At 56.4% G+C, this 16659-nt stretch carries 15 protein-coding genes; 11 read left to right on the forward strand and 4 right to left on the reverse strand.

Translation table 11 applies throughout. The features are described 5' to 3' along the window. Positions 1-13: 13 nt before the first annotated feature. Positions 14-352 carry a DUF1801 domain-containing protein gene (locus BLR09_RS02065; protein ID WP_245689855.1) on the forward strand — a complete coding sequence of 113 codons (339 nt, stop codon included), beginning with the start codon at positions 14-16 and terminating at the stop codon, positions 350-352. Continuing rightward, positions 349-1248 (forward strand): serine hydrolase, encoded by a 900-nt coding sequence (locus tag BLR09_RS02070; RefSeq protein ID WP_093197064.1) that lies wholly within the window; start codon positions 349-351, stop codon positions 1246-1248. Before BLR09_RS02065 ends, BLR09_RS02070 begins: the two co-directional genes overlap by 4 nt. Here BLR09_RS02070 and BLR09_RS02075 read toward each other — a convergent pair. The 4 genes from BLR09_RS02075 to BLR09_RS02090 all read right to left on the reverse strand — a co-directional run bounded on the left by BLR09_RS02075 (position 1206) and on the right by BLR09_RS02090 (position 5151). Beyond that, positions 1206-2411 carry a DUF2252 family protein gene (locus BLR09_RS02075; protein WP_093197067.1) on the reverse strand — a complete coding sequence of 402 codons (1206 nt, stop codon included), beginning with the start codon at positions 2409-2411 and terminating at the stop codon, positions 1206-1208. The genes BLR09_RS02070 and BLR09_RS02075 overlap by 43 nt on opposite strands. A gap of 47 nt (positions 2412-2458) precedes the next feature. Beyond that, entirely contained in the window at positions 2459-3628 is a 1170-nt protein-coding gene (locus BLR09_RS02080; RefSeq protein WP_093197069.1) for a DUF5009 domain-containing protein, read from the reverse strand. Beyond that, on the reverse strand, positions 3625-4716 hold the full coding sequence (locus tag BLR09_RS02085) for a family 20 glycosylhydrolase (RefSeq protein WP_093197072.1): 1092 nt from the start codon (positions 4714-4716) through the stop codon (positions 3625-3627). Before BLR09_RS02085 ends, BLR09_RS02080 begins: the two co-directional genes overlap by 4 nt. 129 nt (positions 4717-4845) lie before the next feature. Further along, positions 4846-5151: a GNAT family N-acetyltransferase gene (locus BLR09_RS02090; protein WP_093197074.1), complete on the reverse strand. Its 306-nt coding sequence runs from the start codon at positions 5149-5151 to the stop codon at positions 4846-4848. A 155-nt stretch (positions 5152-5306) separates the two neighbouring features. Between BLR09_RS02090 and BLR09_RS02095 the strand changes: the two genes are divergently transcribed. The 9 genes from BLR09_RS02095 to BLR09_RS02135 all read left to right on the forward strand — a co-directional run bounded on the left by BLR09_RS02095 (position 5307) and on the right by BLR09_RS02135 (position 16659). Beyond that, positions 5307-6356 (forward strand): serine hydrolase domain-containing protein, encoded by a 1050-nt coding sequence (locus BLR09_RS02095; protein ID WP_093197077.1) that lies wholly within the window; start codon positions 5307-5309, stop codon positions 6354-6356. Beyond that, positions 6353-7402 carry a sensor histidine kinase gene (locus tag BLR09_RS02100; protein WP_093197080.1) on the forward strand — a complete coding sequence of 350 codons (1050 nt, stop codon included), beginning with the start codon at positions 6353-6355 and terminating at the stop codon, positions 7400-7402. Before BLR09_RS02095 ends, BLR09_RS02100 begins: the two co-directional genes overlap by 4 nt. Next, positions 7383-8057 (forward strand): LytR/AlgR family response regulator transcription factor, encoded by a 675-nt coding sequence (locus BLR09_RS02105; protein WP_093197082.1) that lies wholly within the window; start codon positions 7383-7385, stop codon positions 8055-8057. Before BLR09_RS02100 ends, BLR09_RS02105 begins: the two co-directional genes overlap by 20 nt. 198 nt (positions 8058-8255) lie before the next feature. Next, complete coding sequence (locus BLR09_RS02110) at positions 8256-8786, forward strand: RNA polymerase sigma-70 factor (protein ID WP_176785413.1); 531 nt, start codon at positions 8256-8258, stop codon at positions 8784-8786. A gap of 95 nt (positions 8787-8881) precedes the next feature. After that, a complete protein-coding gene (locus tag BLR09_RS02115; RefSeq protein ID WP_093197087.1) occupies positions 8882-9850 on the forward strand; it encodes a FecR family protein in 969 nt (322 codons plus the stop codon). 88 nt (positions 9851-9938) lie between these two features. Continuing rightward, entirely contained in the window at positions 9939-13469 is a 3531-nt protein-coding gene (locus BLR09_RS02120; RefSeq protein WP_143010994.1) for a SusC/RagA family TonB-linked outer membrane protein, read from the forward strand. A gap of 4 nt (positions 13470-13473) precedes the next feature. Beyond that, positions 13474-15171 (forward strand): RagB/SusD family nutrient uptake outer membrane protein, encoded by a 1698-nt coding sequence (locus tag BLR09_RS02125; protein ID WP_176785414.1) that lies wholly within the window; start codon positions 13474-13476, stop codon positions 15169-15171. Between the two features lie 3 nt (positions 15172-15174). Next, positions 15175-15546 (forward strand): DUF5018 domain-containing protein, encoded by a 372-nt coding sequence (locus BLR09_RS02130; RefSeq protein WP_093197095.1) that lies wholly within the window; start codon positions 15175-15177, stop codon positions 15544-15546. A gap of 42 nt (positions 15547-15588) precedes the next feature. Further along, positions 15589-16659 (forward strand): metallophosphoesterase, encoded by a 1071-nt coding sequence (locus BLR09_RS02135; RefSeq protein ID WP_093197097.1) that lies wholly within the window; start codon positions 15589-15591, stop codon positions 16657-16659.

The following is a 16659-nucleotide window of genomic DNA, read 5'->3' on the forward strand; positions in this document are numbered from 1 at the left end:
CCTCATGCGCGAAATGGATCGCTATTTTCTGGAACAGGAAGAACCCGTCCGGAGCTGCATGCTCTTCCTGCGGGAATACATCCTGGGCAAAGACCCCGCCATTACCGAGGCGTGGAAGTACCGTATGCCGTTTTTTTGTTTTCGGGGGAAGATGTTCTGCTACCTCTGGACGGACCGGAAAACTTCCCTGCCCTACATCGGCGTGGTTGAAGGAAAACGCGTCGACCATCCGGGCCTGCTGCTTGAAAAGCGGGCCCGGATGCGGATTTTTCCCGTTGACCCGCGGAAAGATCTCGTCGTGGAGGACCTGGACATATTGTTCGACAAAATACTCGCCCTGTATCGCCCATGACCCGGATTCTCCTGCTCTGGCTTTTCACCGCTGCCGCTGTTTCGGCCCAAAAAACCGACGCCCGGCTTCAGAAAGAAATTGATAAACTGACAACCGGCTTTCACGGTACCATCGGTGTATATGTCAAGGACCTGAAAACCGGGCAAACGGCCTCGGTACTCGCCGATACTGTCTTCCCGACTGCCAGTATCGTCAAAGTACCCATTCTGCTGGGCGTCATGGACAAAATAGAAAAAGGGCAGCTCGGATATCACCAGAATGTGGTACTGACCGATTCGCTGCGGTACCCGGGAAGCGACGAGGCCGATCTCGTCAACGCGATGAAAACCGGCGAAAAAATCGAAATCAGCCGCCTTATTCTCCTGATGCTCAGCACGAGCGACAATACGGCAAGTTTGTGGTTGCAGGGCCTGGCCGGCGGCGGGCTCCGGATCAATGCCATTCTCGACAGCCTCGGGTACGCGCAGACGCGGGTGAACAGCCGTACGCCCGGCCGACAGCATATCCGCAACCGCATCGGCTGGGGGCAGACGACCCCAAGGGAAATGGCGACGCTCTTCGAGCAGATCGCAGCCGGAAAGGTATTCAGTCGCTCGGCAAGCGAAAAAATGCTCCGCCTGCTGGGCCGGCAGTACTGGGATCAGTATGCACTCTCGCAGATACCGCCGGACGTATTTGCGGCCGACAAACACGGCTGCGTCAATAAAAGCCGCAGTGAAGTAGTCTATGTAGCGGGAGATCACCCATATGTCTTCGCCGTCTTTACCCAAAACAACCAGGATGAAAGCTGGGAACCCTCCAACGAAGCATGGACCGTCACCCGAAAACTATCTGCCCTGCTCTGGAAGTACTATCACCCCAAATCGACCTGGGTACCTGATACCAAAAACTGGTGACGGGCCTGGTATTCCCGCACATACTCGTGGTACTGAGCCCGGGTACGTTCTGCTGATTCGCGGGCGAAGTGAAGCAGTGACTTTTCCTGCTTTTTCTCACCAAATGCAATAAGTTCGTCGGTAATACTGGACCCGTTACGGCCCCCGCTACGGAGAATACCCGAAGCGGCGAGGCGCGCCATCGAACCGATAATATCCTGCAACCTGCGGAAATTGCCCTTGCAGGCCCGGAGATCCATCCGGTCCTGGGAGGGTTGCAGCTCTTTCATCACATAGTCTGTGCCGCCGACGCGCAGCGGGCGGAGCAGCGCCGGAGATTTATGCTGAACGTATTCCTGGACGGCGGTAATCCGCCCGGCCGGATCTGCCCAGACCGGCTGTGGTACCGTTGTCAGGTTTTCGAGGGAAGATAAAACGGCTTCTTTCAGGTCAACCAGCCGGAACCTGCCTTCTTCCCGCACCAGCACCACATACCGTTTCAATCCCACGCTTCCGGTACCGGCGAGCCGCCAGGCTACGTCGAGTACTTCCATAGAACGGAGGGTATGATCCTGATTCAAAGCCGTTTGTATGTCAGATCGAAGCGGTTTTCGCTGATCTTTTTTGAGACGAAACGTGCGCGTTTCGTCGGTGCGCAGGCGCTCCCGGCTCCTCCGTACCCGCTCCCGTACAAAGCGGCTCTCTTTCCGGTCGCGTACCTGGCGGATAAAATCCCGGAGCAAACCCGTAGCCGTTTCCTTTTCGATGACCCAGGGCTTGCCCTGCCGGAGTACCGCCATATAGGTATCGACGGTAAACCGGCTGAGCCTGTTGGCTTCGGACGGCGGCAGGGAAAGCGCTTCCGCCCCGAGGTAAATACTGGTCAGCAGCCGCGCCAGCTCCCAGGAAGCGGGTGCGAGCCGCGCCTCGTCGAAATCATTCAGATCAAAATAAACAATATCATCGCTGCCGCGGTAGGTACCGAAGTTCTCGAGGTGGAGGTCTCCCGTGATCCAGCAGCGGGTAGGGTCATCCCAATCCGCATACCGGCGGAGGTCTTCGTAAAAAAGCCGGCAGGTACCGCGGAAGAACCGAAAGGGATCTTCCGTCAGCGCGGCATATTTGCGGGTTACCCATCGGGGGTCCCGGTGTTGGTTATAGGCCAGAATCCGGTCAAGTACCATAATTGATGACTTTTTTGTTGGACGAAAACCCACCCATCCGGCTTAATTCACAGCTTCAGCCGGATACCCCGGCGAACCAGCACGGACGTCATCCAGACAACCAGCAGCGAGAACAACAACGATTTCAGCAAACCGGCAAAACCCGTTACGAGTACCTCCGGCAACGATAGCCCGGAGAGCTCTGCCCCGGCATACAGCACATAGGGAATCAGGTAGCAGGTGAGCGAGTAGGTCCCGGCGGGACGGATGAGGTTGAACCATTGTTCTTTCCCCCGCTCTTCGACCAGTACGTACAGCAGCGCATAAACCAGCAACGCGATCCCGCAGCAGAGGAATACCCAGGTAGGCGTAGCCCATATTTTCGAGATGATGAAATACTGCCGGCAGAAAATTCCTGCCGCCAGAAAGGCCACGCCGGCCGCAATCGTCAGCCAGACAAATGAACGGGGCTGCCGCCGCCAAACGAGCGTCGTCATGACACCCGTCATTACAAATGCATGAAACGCGCCGTTGCCGAGAATCCAGTCTTTCGGACCGCCGGGGCGTAATGCGGTCAGCCAACCGGCATGCCCCGCCACCGGAAACAGGCAGAATAACAGCCAGGCGAGCGCGAGCAGCCATACGTTTCCCCGGAAAAGAAGGTACAAAAGTGCCACCGTACCATAGCTCCAGCCGATCAGACCGAGAATACCCCACCATTGCGCTCGGAAAGGGACCGGTTCATTGTCCGTTCCGGCTCTGAACAGAAACAACAGCACGAGGAGCAGGACGATACCGCCGATCTCCAGACTGCGCGTCAGTTTGCGGGACAGTTGCTTCGGCCAGGCGTTCCAGACCAGGAAGAAGCCGATCACCATCAGGATCTGGTACCACGGCCGGCTCAGGCCGGTGCGTTCTTCGCTCAGGTCGGGCAGGTTGACCGTAAACACGCCCATCACAATCAGGGCGACGGACCGTACCAGGATATGCCAGGCAATCGACAGCGGCGGGTCTGATTTCTGTAAGCGCGACTCCAGCGCGAAGGGAATGGACAGCCCGACGATCACCAGAAAACACGGAAAAATAACATCCGAAAAGCCCAGAAAATCAACGTCTGCTTTGGAGTGTTCAAGCCAAAGCGGGATATCCTGCAACGACCAGAGATCATTGACAAAAACCATCAGAAACATAGTGACGGCCCGGAAGACGTCGATTGAAGCAACACGCTGTGGAATCATGGGGCGGGAAAGAGGGTACGGAAACAGTTGGAGGCAGTATTGGGCGAATCGGCCTTTTTACGGCCATAGTATTCATCGAGAAAATTGCCGGCGTCGGACCAGACGGTCTGCATCATTCCCTGAAAATGCGTTCGCATTTCCGGCGTAGCATTGGCGCGGAAACGAGCCATGTCTTCCGACTGCCGGACGGCATTACCCGGATTTCGCCAGGGGCAGGTAATGACATCGAGGCCTTTCATCGCAAACAGCACCGGCGTCGGGTCGGGGCGCTCGTAATGCCAGTCGCAGATCATGACATCTTTGGGGATCAGGTCGATCGCCCGGTGGGTCTGGTTCATGCTGGCTTCCCACATACCCAATCCGGTAGTCTTCCCGTCGAGCAGGCGGTCGCCCCAAATCCATAATTTCCTGTTTTTCAGCGACAAATGATTCCGAATAAGGGCTACCTCGCCGGCGAATAGCTCCGCCTTGTCGCGACCGCCGCAGCGGGGGCATTTGTCGTCGCCGAGGTAAAAGACTTCGTCCATTCCGGCGTGAAAATCAGAGGCTTCGAATGCATCGCAGATTTCGTCCACCAACTCAAACACGACCTTGTGCACGCCGGGGTGAAGCGGGCAATAGCTCTTGCAGTAAAGACCGTCGGCATTGGGCCAGGCGTATTTCGCAGGCATCATCACGTGCGGCGTCTCGTCAAATTCGGGGTATTTCGCGAGTAAGTTGTTGGTTTTGGAGGCCCAGGATTGGTGACCGAGCAGGTTGATCTGCGGCACGACGCGAATCCCCGCTTCCCGGCAGGTCCGTACCAGTTTACGCACCTCCGACCGGGAAAGCGCAAGGCTGTCACGCAGCTCCGGATGGCTTTCGAACCGGTAGTTGAAGTCGACACGGAGGACAAGGGTATTGATCTTTCTCGGGGCAAGTTCTGAACGGATAAACTGTACAAATTCATCCAGTCGGGCAGGTACCGGTGCGGCGATGCAAAAACCACGAACGGGATACAACGTATCAGGAGGAGTACCAACGCGGGCGTAGCTGCCCGTGGCCGGGAATATCAGCAGGAAAAAGAAAAGGCGGTAGAGAGGTTTCATAGCAAACAGAGTAGAAAAAAAGCCATGCTGTTTACAGATGAAACAACATGGCTCACTCTTAACGTAGTAACCGCCATTACCCATTAAGAGTTGTTGGATAACGACGGAATGAGCCGGTTTAGTTCCTGATCAGTCGGGTATTTCTTCATAGACGACCCGGTTCCATTCGGGGTGGCGTTTGAGGTAAGATACGACCATCGGGCAGATCGGTACGAGCTTCAGCTGCCGGTCTTCGATATACCGCAGCGTTTTCTCGATAATGGCCGTTGCCGCGCCCTTTCCTTTCAGTCCTTCCGACACTTCCGTATGCAGCAGGTAGATGCGGTGGGGCGTTTGCTTGTACGTGATGCGGGCGAGTTCACTTCCCACAGGCATTTCGAATTGTCTCAGATCGGTGTTGTTGATCAGCGCCAGGGCGGCATACGTTTCTTCCATAGTTGCACAGATAGGTTTTGACTTGGGCCTTTCCGCTCCGGTTCCTACCTTCAGGGACCGGTTGGCAGACAAATTTTCCCGGTTGGCAGAACAGACTTTCCAGCCGGGAGCATAGAGCTGAACTTCGGTTCAACGTTACTTAAAACAGACCGAAGATGAAACAGTTGCTTGCGTTTTTCCTCCTTGTGCCCTCCCTCCTCGCCGCGCAACCGCCTTCCGACCGCGCCCGGCATTTTCTCGATTCTCTCCGCCGTGCCCAGGATATTCCGGGACTTTCGGTGGCCGTTGGCTGGAAAGGGGCCGTCCGCTATGCCGAAGGTTTCGGAATGGCCGATGCCGAGAATCAGGTTCCGGTGACGCCTTCTTCCCGTTTCCGGGTAGGCTCCGTCTCCAAGTCCATTACGTCCATCGCCCTCGGGCAGCTTATTCAGTCGGGAAAACTAAATCCCGAAGCGCTGCTGCACATCGAAGGCATGCAGGCCGGCATACAGCCTTTTACCGTACGCCAGCTGGCTACCCATACGGCGGGGATCCGGCACTACGGCCCACGCGACGGACTGGATTGCCCCAGGCACTTCGACCGGGTGAAAGACGGACTGGTGATTTTTCTTTCCGATAGCCTCCTTTTTGAACCGGGAACCGCCTTCAACTATTCGTCTTACGGTTATAATCTCCTCAGCTATGTCATGGAGGAAGCTGCCGGCAAGCCGTTTCTGACCTGCCTGCAGGAAAGCGTGTTCGATCCGCTGGGAATGCGGCAGACCTGCGCCGACCGGGTCGACAGCGTCATCACCGGCCGGGTGCGGTTTTACGAACACGACAAACAGCGGCGCCTCGTCAACGCGCCCCTGGTCGACAACAGCTATAAATGGGCCGGCGGCGGGTTGCTCTCCAGTCCCTCTGACCTGGTCACGATGTGCCTGGGAATCAGCAACATCCTTCGCAGCGATACCCAGCAGCTTCTTTTCACGCCGCAACTGCTGAAAAACGGCAAAAACACCGGCTATGCGTACGGATGGCGCATCGGGAAGGATACCGGAGGCCGCGCCATCCGGCACCACGGCGGCGTAAGCGAGGGCGGGCGTACATTTCTCCTCGTATACCCGGAACATGACCTCGTGCTGGCTGTAGCCGCTAATATGAGCGGCGTTTCGATCAACCTGCCGGAAATGGAAACGCTGGCTTCTTTCTTCCTTTCTAAATGAGAAAACCAGTCGTCATTCTGCTCCATGCTGGATACTGGCTTTTGTACGCCTTCCTGATCACTTTTTTGTATTTTATTTCCAGGGGTACCTCACAGGGGTTGTTTGACGAAGACTGGGCATTTCTGACATCGCTTTGTTTTTTAACCGGTCCCGTCAGTTTTTATGCATTCTACGCCTGGCTGGTGCCGGATTACCTCACGCGCCGGCGGACCGCGGCGTTCCTGGCGCTGGGCCTCGGTGTCTGCGCAATCGCTTCGCTGCTTACGACTTCCGTACTTTCCGGGGTTGTTTACAGCCTTGCTTCCATTTTTCCGGAGATGGAAGGGCAGGCAACGCTCCTGTTTGCCTTCGGCGTTCTCGCCGCCGTAAATGGCCTGCTGGGGACGATGCTGAGGGGTTTTGTAACCTGGTACGGCGAAATTCACCTCAAGGAAGCGCTCGCCGCCAGAAGCCTCGAAGCCGAACTGGCCCTGCTCAAGGCCCGGATGAATCCCCATTTTCTCTTCAATACGCTGCACAGCATTGATATTCTCATCGAGCACGACCCGCCAACGGCTTCCCGATACCTCCACGAATTATCGGACCTGCTCCGGTTTGTGCTCTATGAAACGCAGGAAGAGACGATTCCGCTGGCCCGGGAGCTGGAATACATCGGACGGTTTGTCGCCCTGCAGAAAATACGGACATCAAACGAGCATTTCGTCCGCATAGAAATCGAAGGCGACCCGGGCGGCCTATCCGTAGCCCCCGTTCTGTTCATTCCGTATATTGAAAATGCATTTAAATATGCGCCGGATAAGCGGGTGACGGATGGCATCCGGATTCTCTTCCGCATTGAAGGACGCACGGTTCATTTCCGGTGCGTGAATCAGCTTGCGGAAGGCCATCGCCCGGCAACGACCATTCGCCCGGCCGCCGGAATCGGGCAGGCCCTTCTCCGCCAGCGGCTGGACCTGCTCTATCCTGAGCGCTATCAACTTGATATTCAGGAAGAACATCAAACCTATTCGGTAGACCTGACCCTCTATGACCTGCCTGCTCGTTGAAGACGAACCCCTCGCGCGGCTGCGGCTGAGCGACTACATACGCAAAGTACCTTTTCTGATTCCGGAAGGAGTATTTGAATCAACCGAGGACGCGCTGCCGGCGCTGCTCAACCGCAAACCGGACCTCCTTTTTCTGGATATTGAGATGGACGGGCTCTCGGGCCTGGAGCTGCTGGCGGCACTTCCATACCGCCCTGCCGTTATCCTGACTACTGCATATGACCAATACGCCCTGCGCGGGTTTGAGCTCGGCGTAGCGGATTACCTTTTGAAACCGTACACCTTCGAGCGTTTTCTGCAGGCCGTACTGCGGGTGAAAGAAGCTGTGGCTGCCTCCAGGGAGTACTTTTTTGTGAAAACGGAGTATCGTTTGCAGAAGGTCGACTTTTCGGAGATACTCTTTATTGAAGGCATGCGGGATTACCGCCGTCTGCATCTCACCGCATCGAAAATCATGACGCTCGAGACCTTCGGCGATCTCGAACGCCAGCTACCTGCCGGGCGGTTTTGCCGCGTCCACAAGTCCTATCTCGTCGCGCTCGATCGGGTAGAAAGTATTGAACGGGACCGGATCCGAATCGGCGCCGAATATATCCCCGTCTCAGATACTTATCGCGAGGATTTTTACCGGAAAATCGGCCGGCCAGCCAAATAAAGCAGCAGTTTTCTGATTAAACTTAATATAAATTTATGGTTAGTAATAATTTAATAATTCAAATCATTATTAAGTCTCGACAGGACCGTTTAACTTGGAGGCAGTTTTGACAAACAGCCTGATTTTCTGAACGTTTTATCCTCACATATCGACTGGTGCAGCCGTCTTCGGCAGGGAGACCGGGAAACGTTTGACGCGTTGTACCGGTACTACTGGCGACGGCTGTACGATTCTGCCTACAAACGGGTACAGGACCGGCACGAATGCGAGGAAATGATCCAGGATCTCTTTGTCGATCTCTGGGGAAGGCGCGAGTCGCTCGAAGTCACTACTTCCGCCGAAGTGTATCTTTTTACCGCCCTTCGGTATAAAATCTACAACTACATCCGGGCGCAACTGGTCCGGAAAGCCCACGTCGATCACCTGCTGCGCTGGTCGCCCGAAGCCGGCAGCCCCGTCGAAGATCAGGTATACTACGAAGACCTCGCCCGGGCTGTCGAAGCGAGCGTGGCGCGCCTGCCCGAGAAATACCGGCGGGTATATGTGCTGAGCCGCCAGGAAAACCGGACCTACCGGGAGATCGCCGAACTACTCAACCTCCCCCCCGATACCGTCGAAAAACAGATGAGCCGCGCCCTGCAGCTCATGCGGGTACACCTGCATGACTACCTGGTTTCTGCCCTGCTCGTCGCCGGTAGCCTGCCGCTCCAGGGTACTGATTTACAGTAGTCTGCAAAAAATTTCAGATTTTTTCCGGAGAAAATGGCGGAAGGTATATCCCCTGCGTGACTTACAGGCTGAATGATCTATCCAACGTACTTTTCATGACACGGGATCGACTGCGTTACCTGCTCGACCAGGCCCGCGCCGGCCGGCTGACTACCGAAGAAACCTCCGAGCTGGAAGGCTGGTACGGCGGCTTCGACGCGGCGCCCGATTTTACCGAAGGCCTTTCCGACGATGCCCGCCGCCAGCTGGAAAGCCGTATGCTCGATGCTATTCACGGAAAAATCGACGAACCCCGCGTTCTTCCGCTCCGGCAGCGCAGCTGGTTCCGGTATGCAGCGGTGATTGCGGTTGTCGTGTTACTCGCCGGCGGCTGGTTCCTGTACCGGCCGGCGTCAGTACCTGCCGCGGAGGCGACCGAAATGGTGTACACAACCGGCTTCGGTCAAACGAAAACGATTGTGCTGCCGGACCGGTCCGAAGTAATACTGAACGGAAATTCACGGCTCACGTATGCGCCCGACTGGAAGAAAGAGCGGAAGGTATGGCTTTCGGGAGAGGCCTTTTTCAAGGTCGTCCATACGCATAACCATCAGAAATTCAGTGTCATAACGGCAGATGATTTTCAGGTAGACGTACTCGGGACGCAGTTTGTCGTCAGCAAGCGCAAAAGCGGTACCCGCGTCGTCCTTAGCGAGGGGAAAGTCCAGTGCCTCCTGAAGGAACGCGCCCGGGAAGACTCTGTTGTGATGCGCCCGGGAGACCTCGTCGAGTTTGACCGCAATCCTTCCCGCTATACCCTTAAAAAAGTAGACCCTTCCCTGTACCTCGCCTGGAAGGATCAGAAGCTGATATTCCGGAATACTTCGCTCAAAGAAATTACCCAGGTACTGGAAGACACGTACGGGTTTACCGTACGGATCGACGATGCGTCTCTGTTGCAACGGCGTATTTCGGGTTCGGTGCCGACCACCAATGTAGAATTGCTTCTGGAAGGTATTTCAGAGGCGTGCCAGGTAAAAATCCGTCAGGAAGACCGCCGCATCTATCTTTCTGACCAGCGCTGATTGCCCTTTTTTCTGAATCTGATTGCGTACGGAGCTCGGCCGGGCCTCCCCAGGAGTGTTGTTTACCATTGTCAACCGTCCCGACTACATGAAAAAACGCCTTACTCTTTTTCTACCCCTCCTTCTATGCGCCGGGCAGGTTCAGGCGCAGGCGGAACAAGCCGTCGCCTCCGTCTCCGGACGGCAATCCGGCGCGCGTTTCAGCCTGGAAAAAACCCTGCAGGAACTCGAAAAACACTACCGGGTTTCCATTCTCTACAATCCTGAGCTCGTCAACCGACGGAAAATCGCTGAATTCCGGCGCCAGGCCACGCTTGATGCAACGCTCGAGCAATTGCTTCGCCCGATCGGCCTTTCCTTCAAGAAAATCAACGAAGGGTTTTATATTATTTCGGACGAGAAGAAAGGCGTTTCGCCTGAAATTTCACCTCTGAGAATCAAACAGTTACCACCTGAATCGCCGGAAATACCGGTACATCCGGCGGCATTGCCCGGAGCAGCTTCCCTGGCGACGGCCTTTCCCGAAACAGCCGCTTTTCAGGTCAAAGGAAAGGTCACAGATGCCGTCACGCAGGAACCTCTGCCGGGTATCAATGTCGTCGTGAAGGGTACTTCCCTCGGTACCAATACCGGTGCAGATGGTACGTACACGCTCGCCAATGTTCCGGAAAACGGTACGCTTGTGTTTTCGTCGGTAGGTTATGAACCCCGCGAAGAGGCCATCCGCAACCGGAGCCGCATCGATATCAGCCTGAAGCAGTCGTCGAAAGAACTGGATCAGGTAGTCGTGGTGGGCTACTCCCAGCAAAAACGCGCGACGCTGACGGGATCCGTCGCCCAGATCAATTCCGACCAGCTCAAGCAGGCGCCGCCGCTCAATATTTCCAATGTACTGGCGGGACGGTTGCCGGGGGTAATCGTCACACAACCGTACGGGCAGCCGGGCGCAGACAATGCGACGATCAACGTACGCGGTATCAGCACAACGGGGAATAACCAGCCGCTCGTTATCGTCGACGGTGTTGAGCGCAGTTTCACCACCATGGACCCCAACGAAATCGAAAGCATCAGCGTCCTGAAAGACGCCTCAGCAGCAGCGGTTTACGGGGCGCGGGCAGCCAACGGCGTTATTCTCATTACGACGAAACGCGGGAAATCCGGCAAGCCGGTCATTACCTACGAAACCAACTTCTCGCTCAACCAGAATACCCGGTACCCGAAGTTCCTGAACGGTCCGGACTATATGCGCTGGTACAAACGGGCGGAAGAGCTTGATAATGAGTACCTCCGGTCACAGGGAAAAACGCCTTTTGCGCTTACCTATACCGATGCTGAAATCGACGCCGTCGCGAATGGTACAGACAAATCCGGATTCTACGGAAATACCGACTGGTCGGGTATCATGGTCAACAATACCAGCGTCAGTCAGTACCACAACCTGTCGGTCAACGGCGGTTCCGAAAAAATCCGGTATTTCAGCACGCTCGGCTACTGGAACCAGGACGGGGTGCTGAACAACACCAGCTACAAGCGGTACAATGTGCGGACCAATATCGATGCGCAGATCAGCGAGTACCTGTCGACCCGCCTGGACCTCAGCGTCCGGATGGAAGACCGCCTCAACCCGTCGCTCGGGCCTGTTGACCAGAACTACCAGAACCCGTACATCCTCGCCCAGCGCATGCAGCCGAACCTGCCGATGTTCGGGCCGAACGGCCTGAAAGTAGGCGCCAACTCGGATGCCGGCGTCGGCAACCCCCTCGTGGCGGTTGACGATATCGGAAACAAAAAAGCGCAGACGACGACCTTTAACGGAAACATTACCCTGATCCTCAAGGTCCCGGGTGTCAAAGGGTTACAGGCGAAACTCCTCGCCGGATACGACAAAGGATTCACCGATTCCAAGACCTGGGTACAACCCGCGACGCTGGCCATCCGTACCCGGAATGCCAACGGCTGGGCCTGGACGACGGCCCGCATGAGCGCGTACAACGTCAACGCACTGTACAATGACTTCGCGGGAAGTGCCCGGACAACGTTCCAGCCGTCGATTACCTACGACAATGCTTTTGCGAAACATACCGTCAGCGGCTTGCTGCTGTACGAGTACTCCGGCTATACCACCAACGGCTACGGCGCGCAGGCACGGAATTTCGTGATCGACGACCTGAAGGATATCAACTTCGGCAGTAAGGCGACGGACGATCTCCGCGCGGCGTATGGTTCGAGTTCGCAAACGAAAAGGGCCGGGTATGTCGGGCGTCTGCACTACGGATATGACGATAAGTACCTCGTTGAATTTGCTGCCCGTTATGACGGATCGGTTCTTTTTCCGGAGTCTACCCGCTGGGGATTTTTCCCCTCCGTGTCCGCGGGTTGGGTGATGAGCCGTGAGAATTTCTTCCAGGGATTGAATTCTCCTGTCAACTTCCTGAAATTCAGAGGTTCAGCCGGAAAAATGGGGAACGACCGCATCGATGCCTTCCAATACCTGAATACGTTCCAGCTCCGGACGACGCCCGTTGTCGCCATTGGCAACCAGCTCGTTTCGACCCTGTACAGCAATGCGCCGGCTAATCCGTTGATTACCTGGGAAGAAGCCCATATGTACAACGGCGGCTTTGAAGTCGGACTGTGGAACAACGCCCTGACCCTGGAGGTCGACTATTTCTACAAACTGACGAAGAATATCCTGACCGGTCAGGGCGGTGTTTTCGCGCCGTCAGTCGGCGGAAACTTTGCTTCAACGGTCAATGCCGGTAAGGTAGACAACCGCGGCATAGACCTCCAACTGAGCTTCGCCCGGTCAAAAGGAAAACTCAATTACAAAGTCATCGGAAACTTCACCTTCGCGAAAAACCGTGTGCTGCGGCTGAATGAGTCGGTCAACGCGCCCGCGGATCAGCGCCGGGTAGGCAAACCGGTCGGAGCGAAGTTCGGATTTATGGTCGACGGACTTTATCAAACCCAGGAAGAAGTCGACGCCGGGCCGAGCTTCCCCTATGGCCCCGGAGCGCCGGGATATGTCCGGTACCGGGATCTGAACGGGGATGGTAAAATCTCCTTTGAGCAGGATGTCACGATGATCGGAAAGAGCAATACCCCGGAAATCATGTACGGGCTGAACCTGCAGGCGTCTTACGGGCGATTCGATTTTTCGGCCCTGCTGCAAGGCGCGGCCCGGTCGAACGTGGCGCTCGCAGGGGTGTATAATTCAGGCGTCCAGGGAAACACCGTATACACACAAACGTTCGCCGGAAACGGCAACAGTCCTTACTTCCTGGTGGAGCAGGCCTGGCGTCCCGACAATCCGGATGCGAAGTATCCGCGCCTGACGGCCAACAAGGCCGGCCTGACCAATCAAAACGGGTACCAGAACTCTTTCTTTATCCGCGACGGCAGCTACCTGCGTCTGAAATCGTTGCAGGTCGGGTATAACCTCGGCAAGCCGTTCCTCGGTAAGCTGGGTATTCAGCAGTGGCGCTTTTACGTCGCGGGCTCCAACCTGCTGACGTTCGACAACATCAAATATGCCGATCCGGAGACGCCGAGCGTCGTTCAGGCCGGCTTTTATCCCCAGCAACGCGTCATGTCCGTCGGTACCAATATCACTTTCTGATTGCATGAAAAAGAAACTCATCTCCCTCACCTGTACCGCCGTTTCGCTGGCGATGCTTTGGCTGACACAGGCCTGCAAGCTGGAGGTTACCCCGCTCGACCGGTACACGGACGTCACCGTCTGGGGCAACGAAAACAACGCCCGGCTGTACCTTCTCGACCAGTATGCGCTGCTGCGGACGTTTGCCTTCGGGCAGTTTCCGGTCGGGTACAGCAACGCCACGGACGGCTTGACTGACCTCGTCAAATTCACGTCTACCCTGAGCGGAAACGGAACGGTGAATATGATAGCCTTCAACCCGTCGAGTATCACGGCGGCCAACCCGACGTTTTCGTATTGGGCGGAAGGCTACCAGCGCATTTTTGCGATCAATAACTTCCTCGCCGGAACAGAGAAGTATAAAACCTTTTCGGATAGTACGGCAAAGAAGAGCTATGAAGCCGAAGCCCGTTTCCTCCGCGCCTATGTCTATCACTGGCTGGTACGGTTGCATGGCAGCGTGATTTTGCTGGAAAAGCCCGTTTCCACCAACAACAATCCGCGGGCATCGGAGGATGAATGCTGGAACTTCATCGCACGTGACCTCGCCTTCGCGGCGCAATACCTGCCTGAAACAAGGGGTACTGCGGATGTCGGCCGCGCGACAAAAGGAGCCGCCTACGCCCTTCTGGCCCGTACCTGGCTCTACGCGGCCTCCGTTGCCGAGTACGACCGGAAGCAGTACAATGCCGATCCGCTGACGGGCGTACCGGTTTCCAAAAAAGAAACCTACTATAAAAATGCGACAGCAGCAGCCGAAGCCGTCATGGCGCTGGAAACGAAGGGTATTTATCAGTTGTTGCCGCGGTATTCCGACGTATTCTACACGAAGAACAACAGGGAAATGCTGCTGACCTTCAACTTCATCCGCCCCACGCTCACGCATGCAATGGACCGGGACTATGCCCCTCCGGGAGATACCCCGGCCTATGGCTCCATGGGCGTACCAACGGCGGAGCTGGCCGACGCCTTCGAAATGGCGGATGGAAAAGCGTTCTCCTGGACAAACGCCGCAATGGCCGCCGCGCCGTTCCGCGGACGGGAGCCGCGGTTTTACGCTACGATCCTCTTCAACGGCTCCGTCTGGAAGGGGCGGACGCTGAATACCGCTACCGGAAACGAAGGATATGTGGACTACGGCTCGCAAAGCGAACCCAAAAAGACCGTGACCGGCTACTACATCCGAAAGTACATCGATTCGACGAATACCGACGCCCTGCGGAATGCGAGCGACCTGCAGTCGACCGACATCCGTTACGCCGAAGTACTCCTCATCTATGCCGAAGCGCAGGCGAAAAACGGGCAGTTTGCTGCCGCCCGGGACGCGATCAATAAAGTACGTAAGCGCGCCGGGCTTCCCGGTGTAACAGCGAACGACGAAGCCGGACTGATGGCGGCCGTCGAACACGAGCGTATCGTAGAGCTGGCGTTTGAAGGCCACCGCTTCTGGGACCTGCGCCGCTGGCGGAAGGCACATGTGGTCCTCAACAACATGCGGGTGCACGGGCATCGTCCGGTAGCAGATGGAAAGGGCGGCTTTACCTATGAGCTCGTCGATGCCGACAAGCAAAACCGGTACTTCGCACCCATCACGTATTACATCCCGCTGCCGTCGACCGAAATCGTCAATAACCCCTCACTCACACAAATCCAGGGCTGGTAAACGATGAAAAAGCTACTCCCCTTACTCCTGCCGGCTGTATTGTTGGCTTGCGACAAGCCGGATGTCCGGCTCCGGAACGATGACGCTACGCTATCGGCCCTGTGGGTGAACGTACCCGGGGCAGATGAAAATGCGGCCCGGTACAACGGCGTCTTCAGCGCCGGCCGGGATACGGTCACGGTGACGGTACCCCGTGCCACGACCAACGGCATAGACATCAGTCTCAAACGCCTGAAACTGAGAGGGTCCATACCGTCAGACGCTGTTTCCGTACCCGCGATGAGCGTCATGGATATGAGTCAGCCTTTTTCGCTGGACGTTGTTTCGGGACGACAAACCCGGAAAACCTACCGGATCATCGTCCGGCAGCAGTAATCATCAGGGGAGGCCGTGATGGCCTCCCCAACCGCTGAACCTATGAAATACCTTTTGCTATGGCTGGGCCTGTCGCTTCCGGCACTCGCTCAGGAACCTTACCGGGCGCCGGCGCTGAGTGATCCGAAATCGTGGACGATGGTCGTGCTGCCCGATCCGCAGAACTATGTCAAATTCGCTGAAAATCAGCCGTTGTTTGACCTGATGACGGTATGGATCCGGCAAAACGCCGCCAAACTCAATATCGGTCTGGTATTGTGCACCGGCGATCTGGTGGACCAGAACCTCAACCCGCATCCTGACGGCACGCACGGCAACCAGACCGGTACGCAGCAATGGGAAGCCGTGTCGAAGTCGTTTGCGCACCTCGACGGGCAGGTACCTTATATCCTCTGTACCGGAAACCATGACTACGGTATTAAAAATGCGGAAAACCGCTATTCCCAGTTCCAGCGCTGGTTTCCGCCGGAGCGCAATCCGCTGACAAACAGCCTATTGAAGGCAATGACGGCCAACGCGCAGGGGATCCCGACGCTGGAAAATGCCTGCTATTCCTTCACGGATCCCCACGGGCAGAAACGGCTGATCTTTTCACTCGAATTTTTACCGAGAAAAGAAGTGGTTGACTGGGCCGGAAAACTCGCCGCCGACCCCGGGTACGCCGACCATACCGGCATCGTCCTGACGCACAGCTACCTGCGTTCGTCTCTGAAAAACAACGAGCCGATTGACGCGGAATCGTATCCGCTCGGCACGCAGACGGTGGGTCGTGAACTCTGGAAAACCCTGCTGGCTCCGTCGCGCAATCTGCAACTCCTCATCTGCGGCCATGTCGCTGATTCAGAAGGGCATGAAGGCCATGTCGGATACCGGGAAGACCGGAATGCGGCAGGGAAAACTGTCGCCCAGATGCTCTTCAACGCCCAGCGCGAAGGCGGCGGCTGGCACGGCAACGGCGGAGACGGCTGGCTGCGCCTGCTGGAATTCCTGCCGGACGGGCATACGATCGTCGTCCGGACGTTTTCTCCGCTCTTCGCCGCCTCGCCGGCGACGCAGCACCTGGCCTGGCGCATGGCCCCTATCGACTCGTTTCGCATCGATTTAAGCAAGTGA

Origin of the sequence: Siphonobacter aquaeclarae, assembly GCF_900103285.1 — a bacterium.
Classification (GTDB): domain Bacteria; phylum Bacteroidota; class Bacteroidia; order Cytophagales; family Spirosomataceae; genus Siphonobacter; species Siphonobacter aquaeclarae.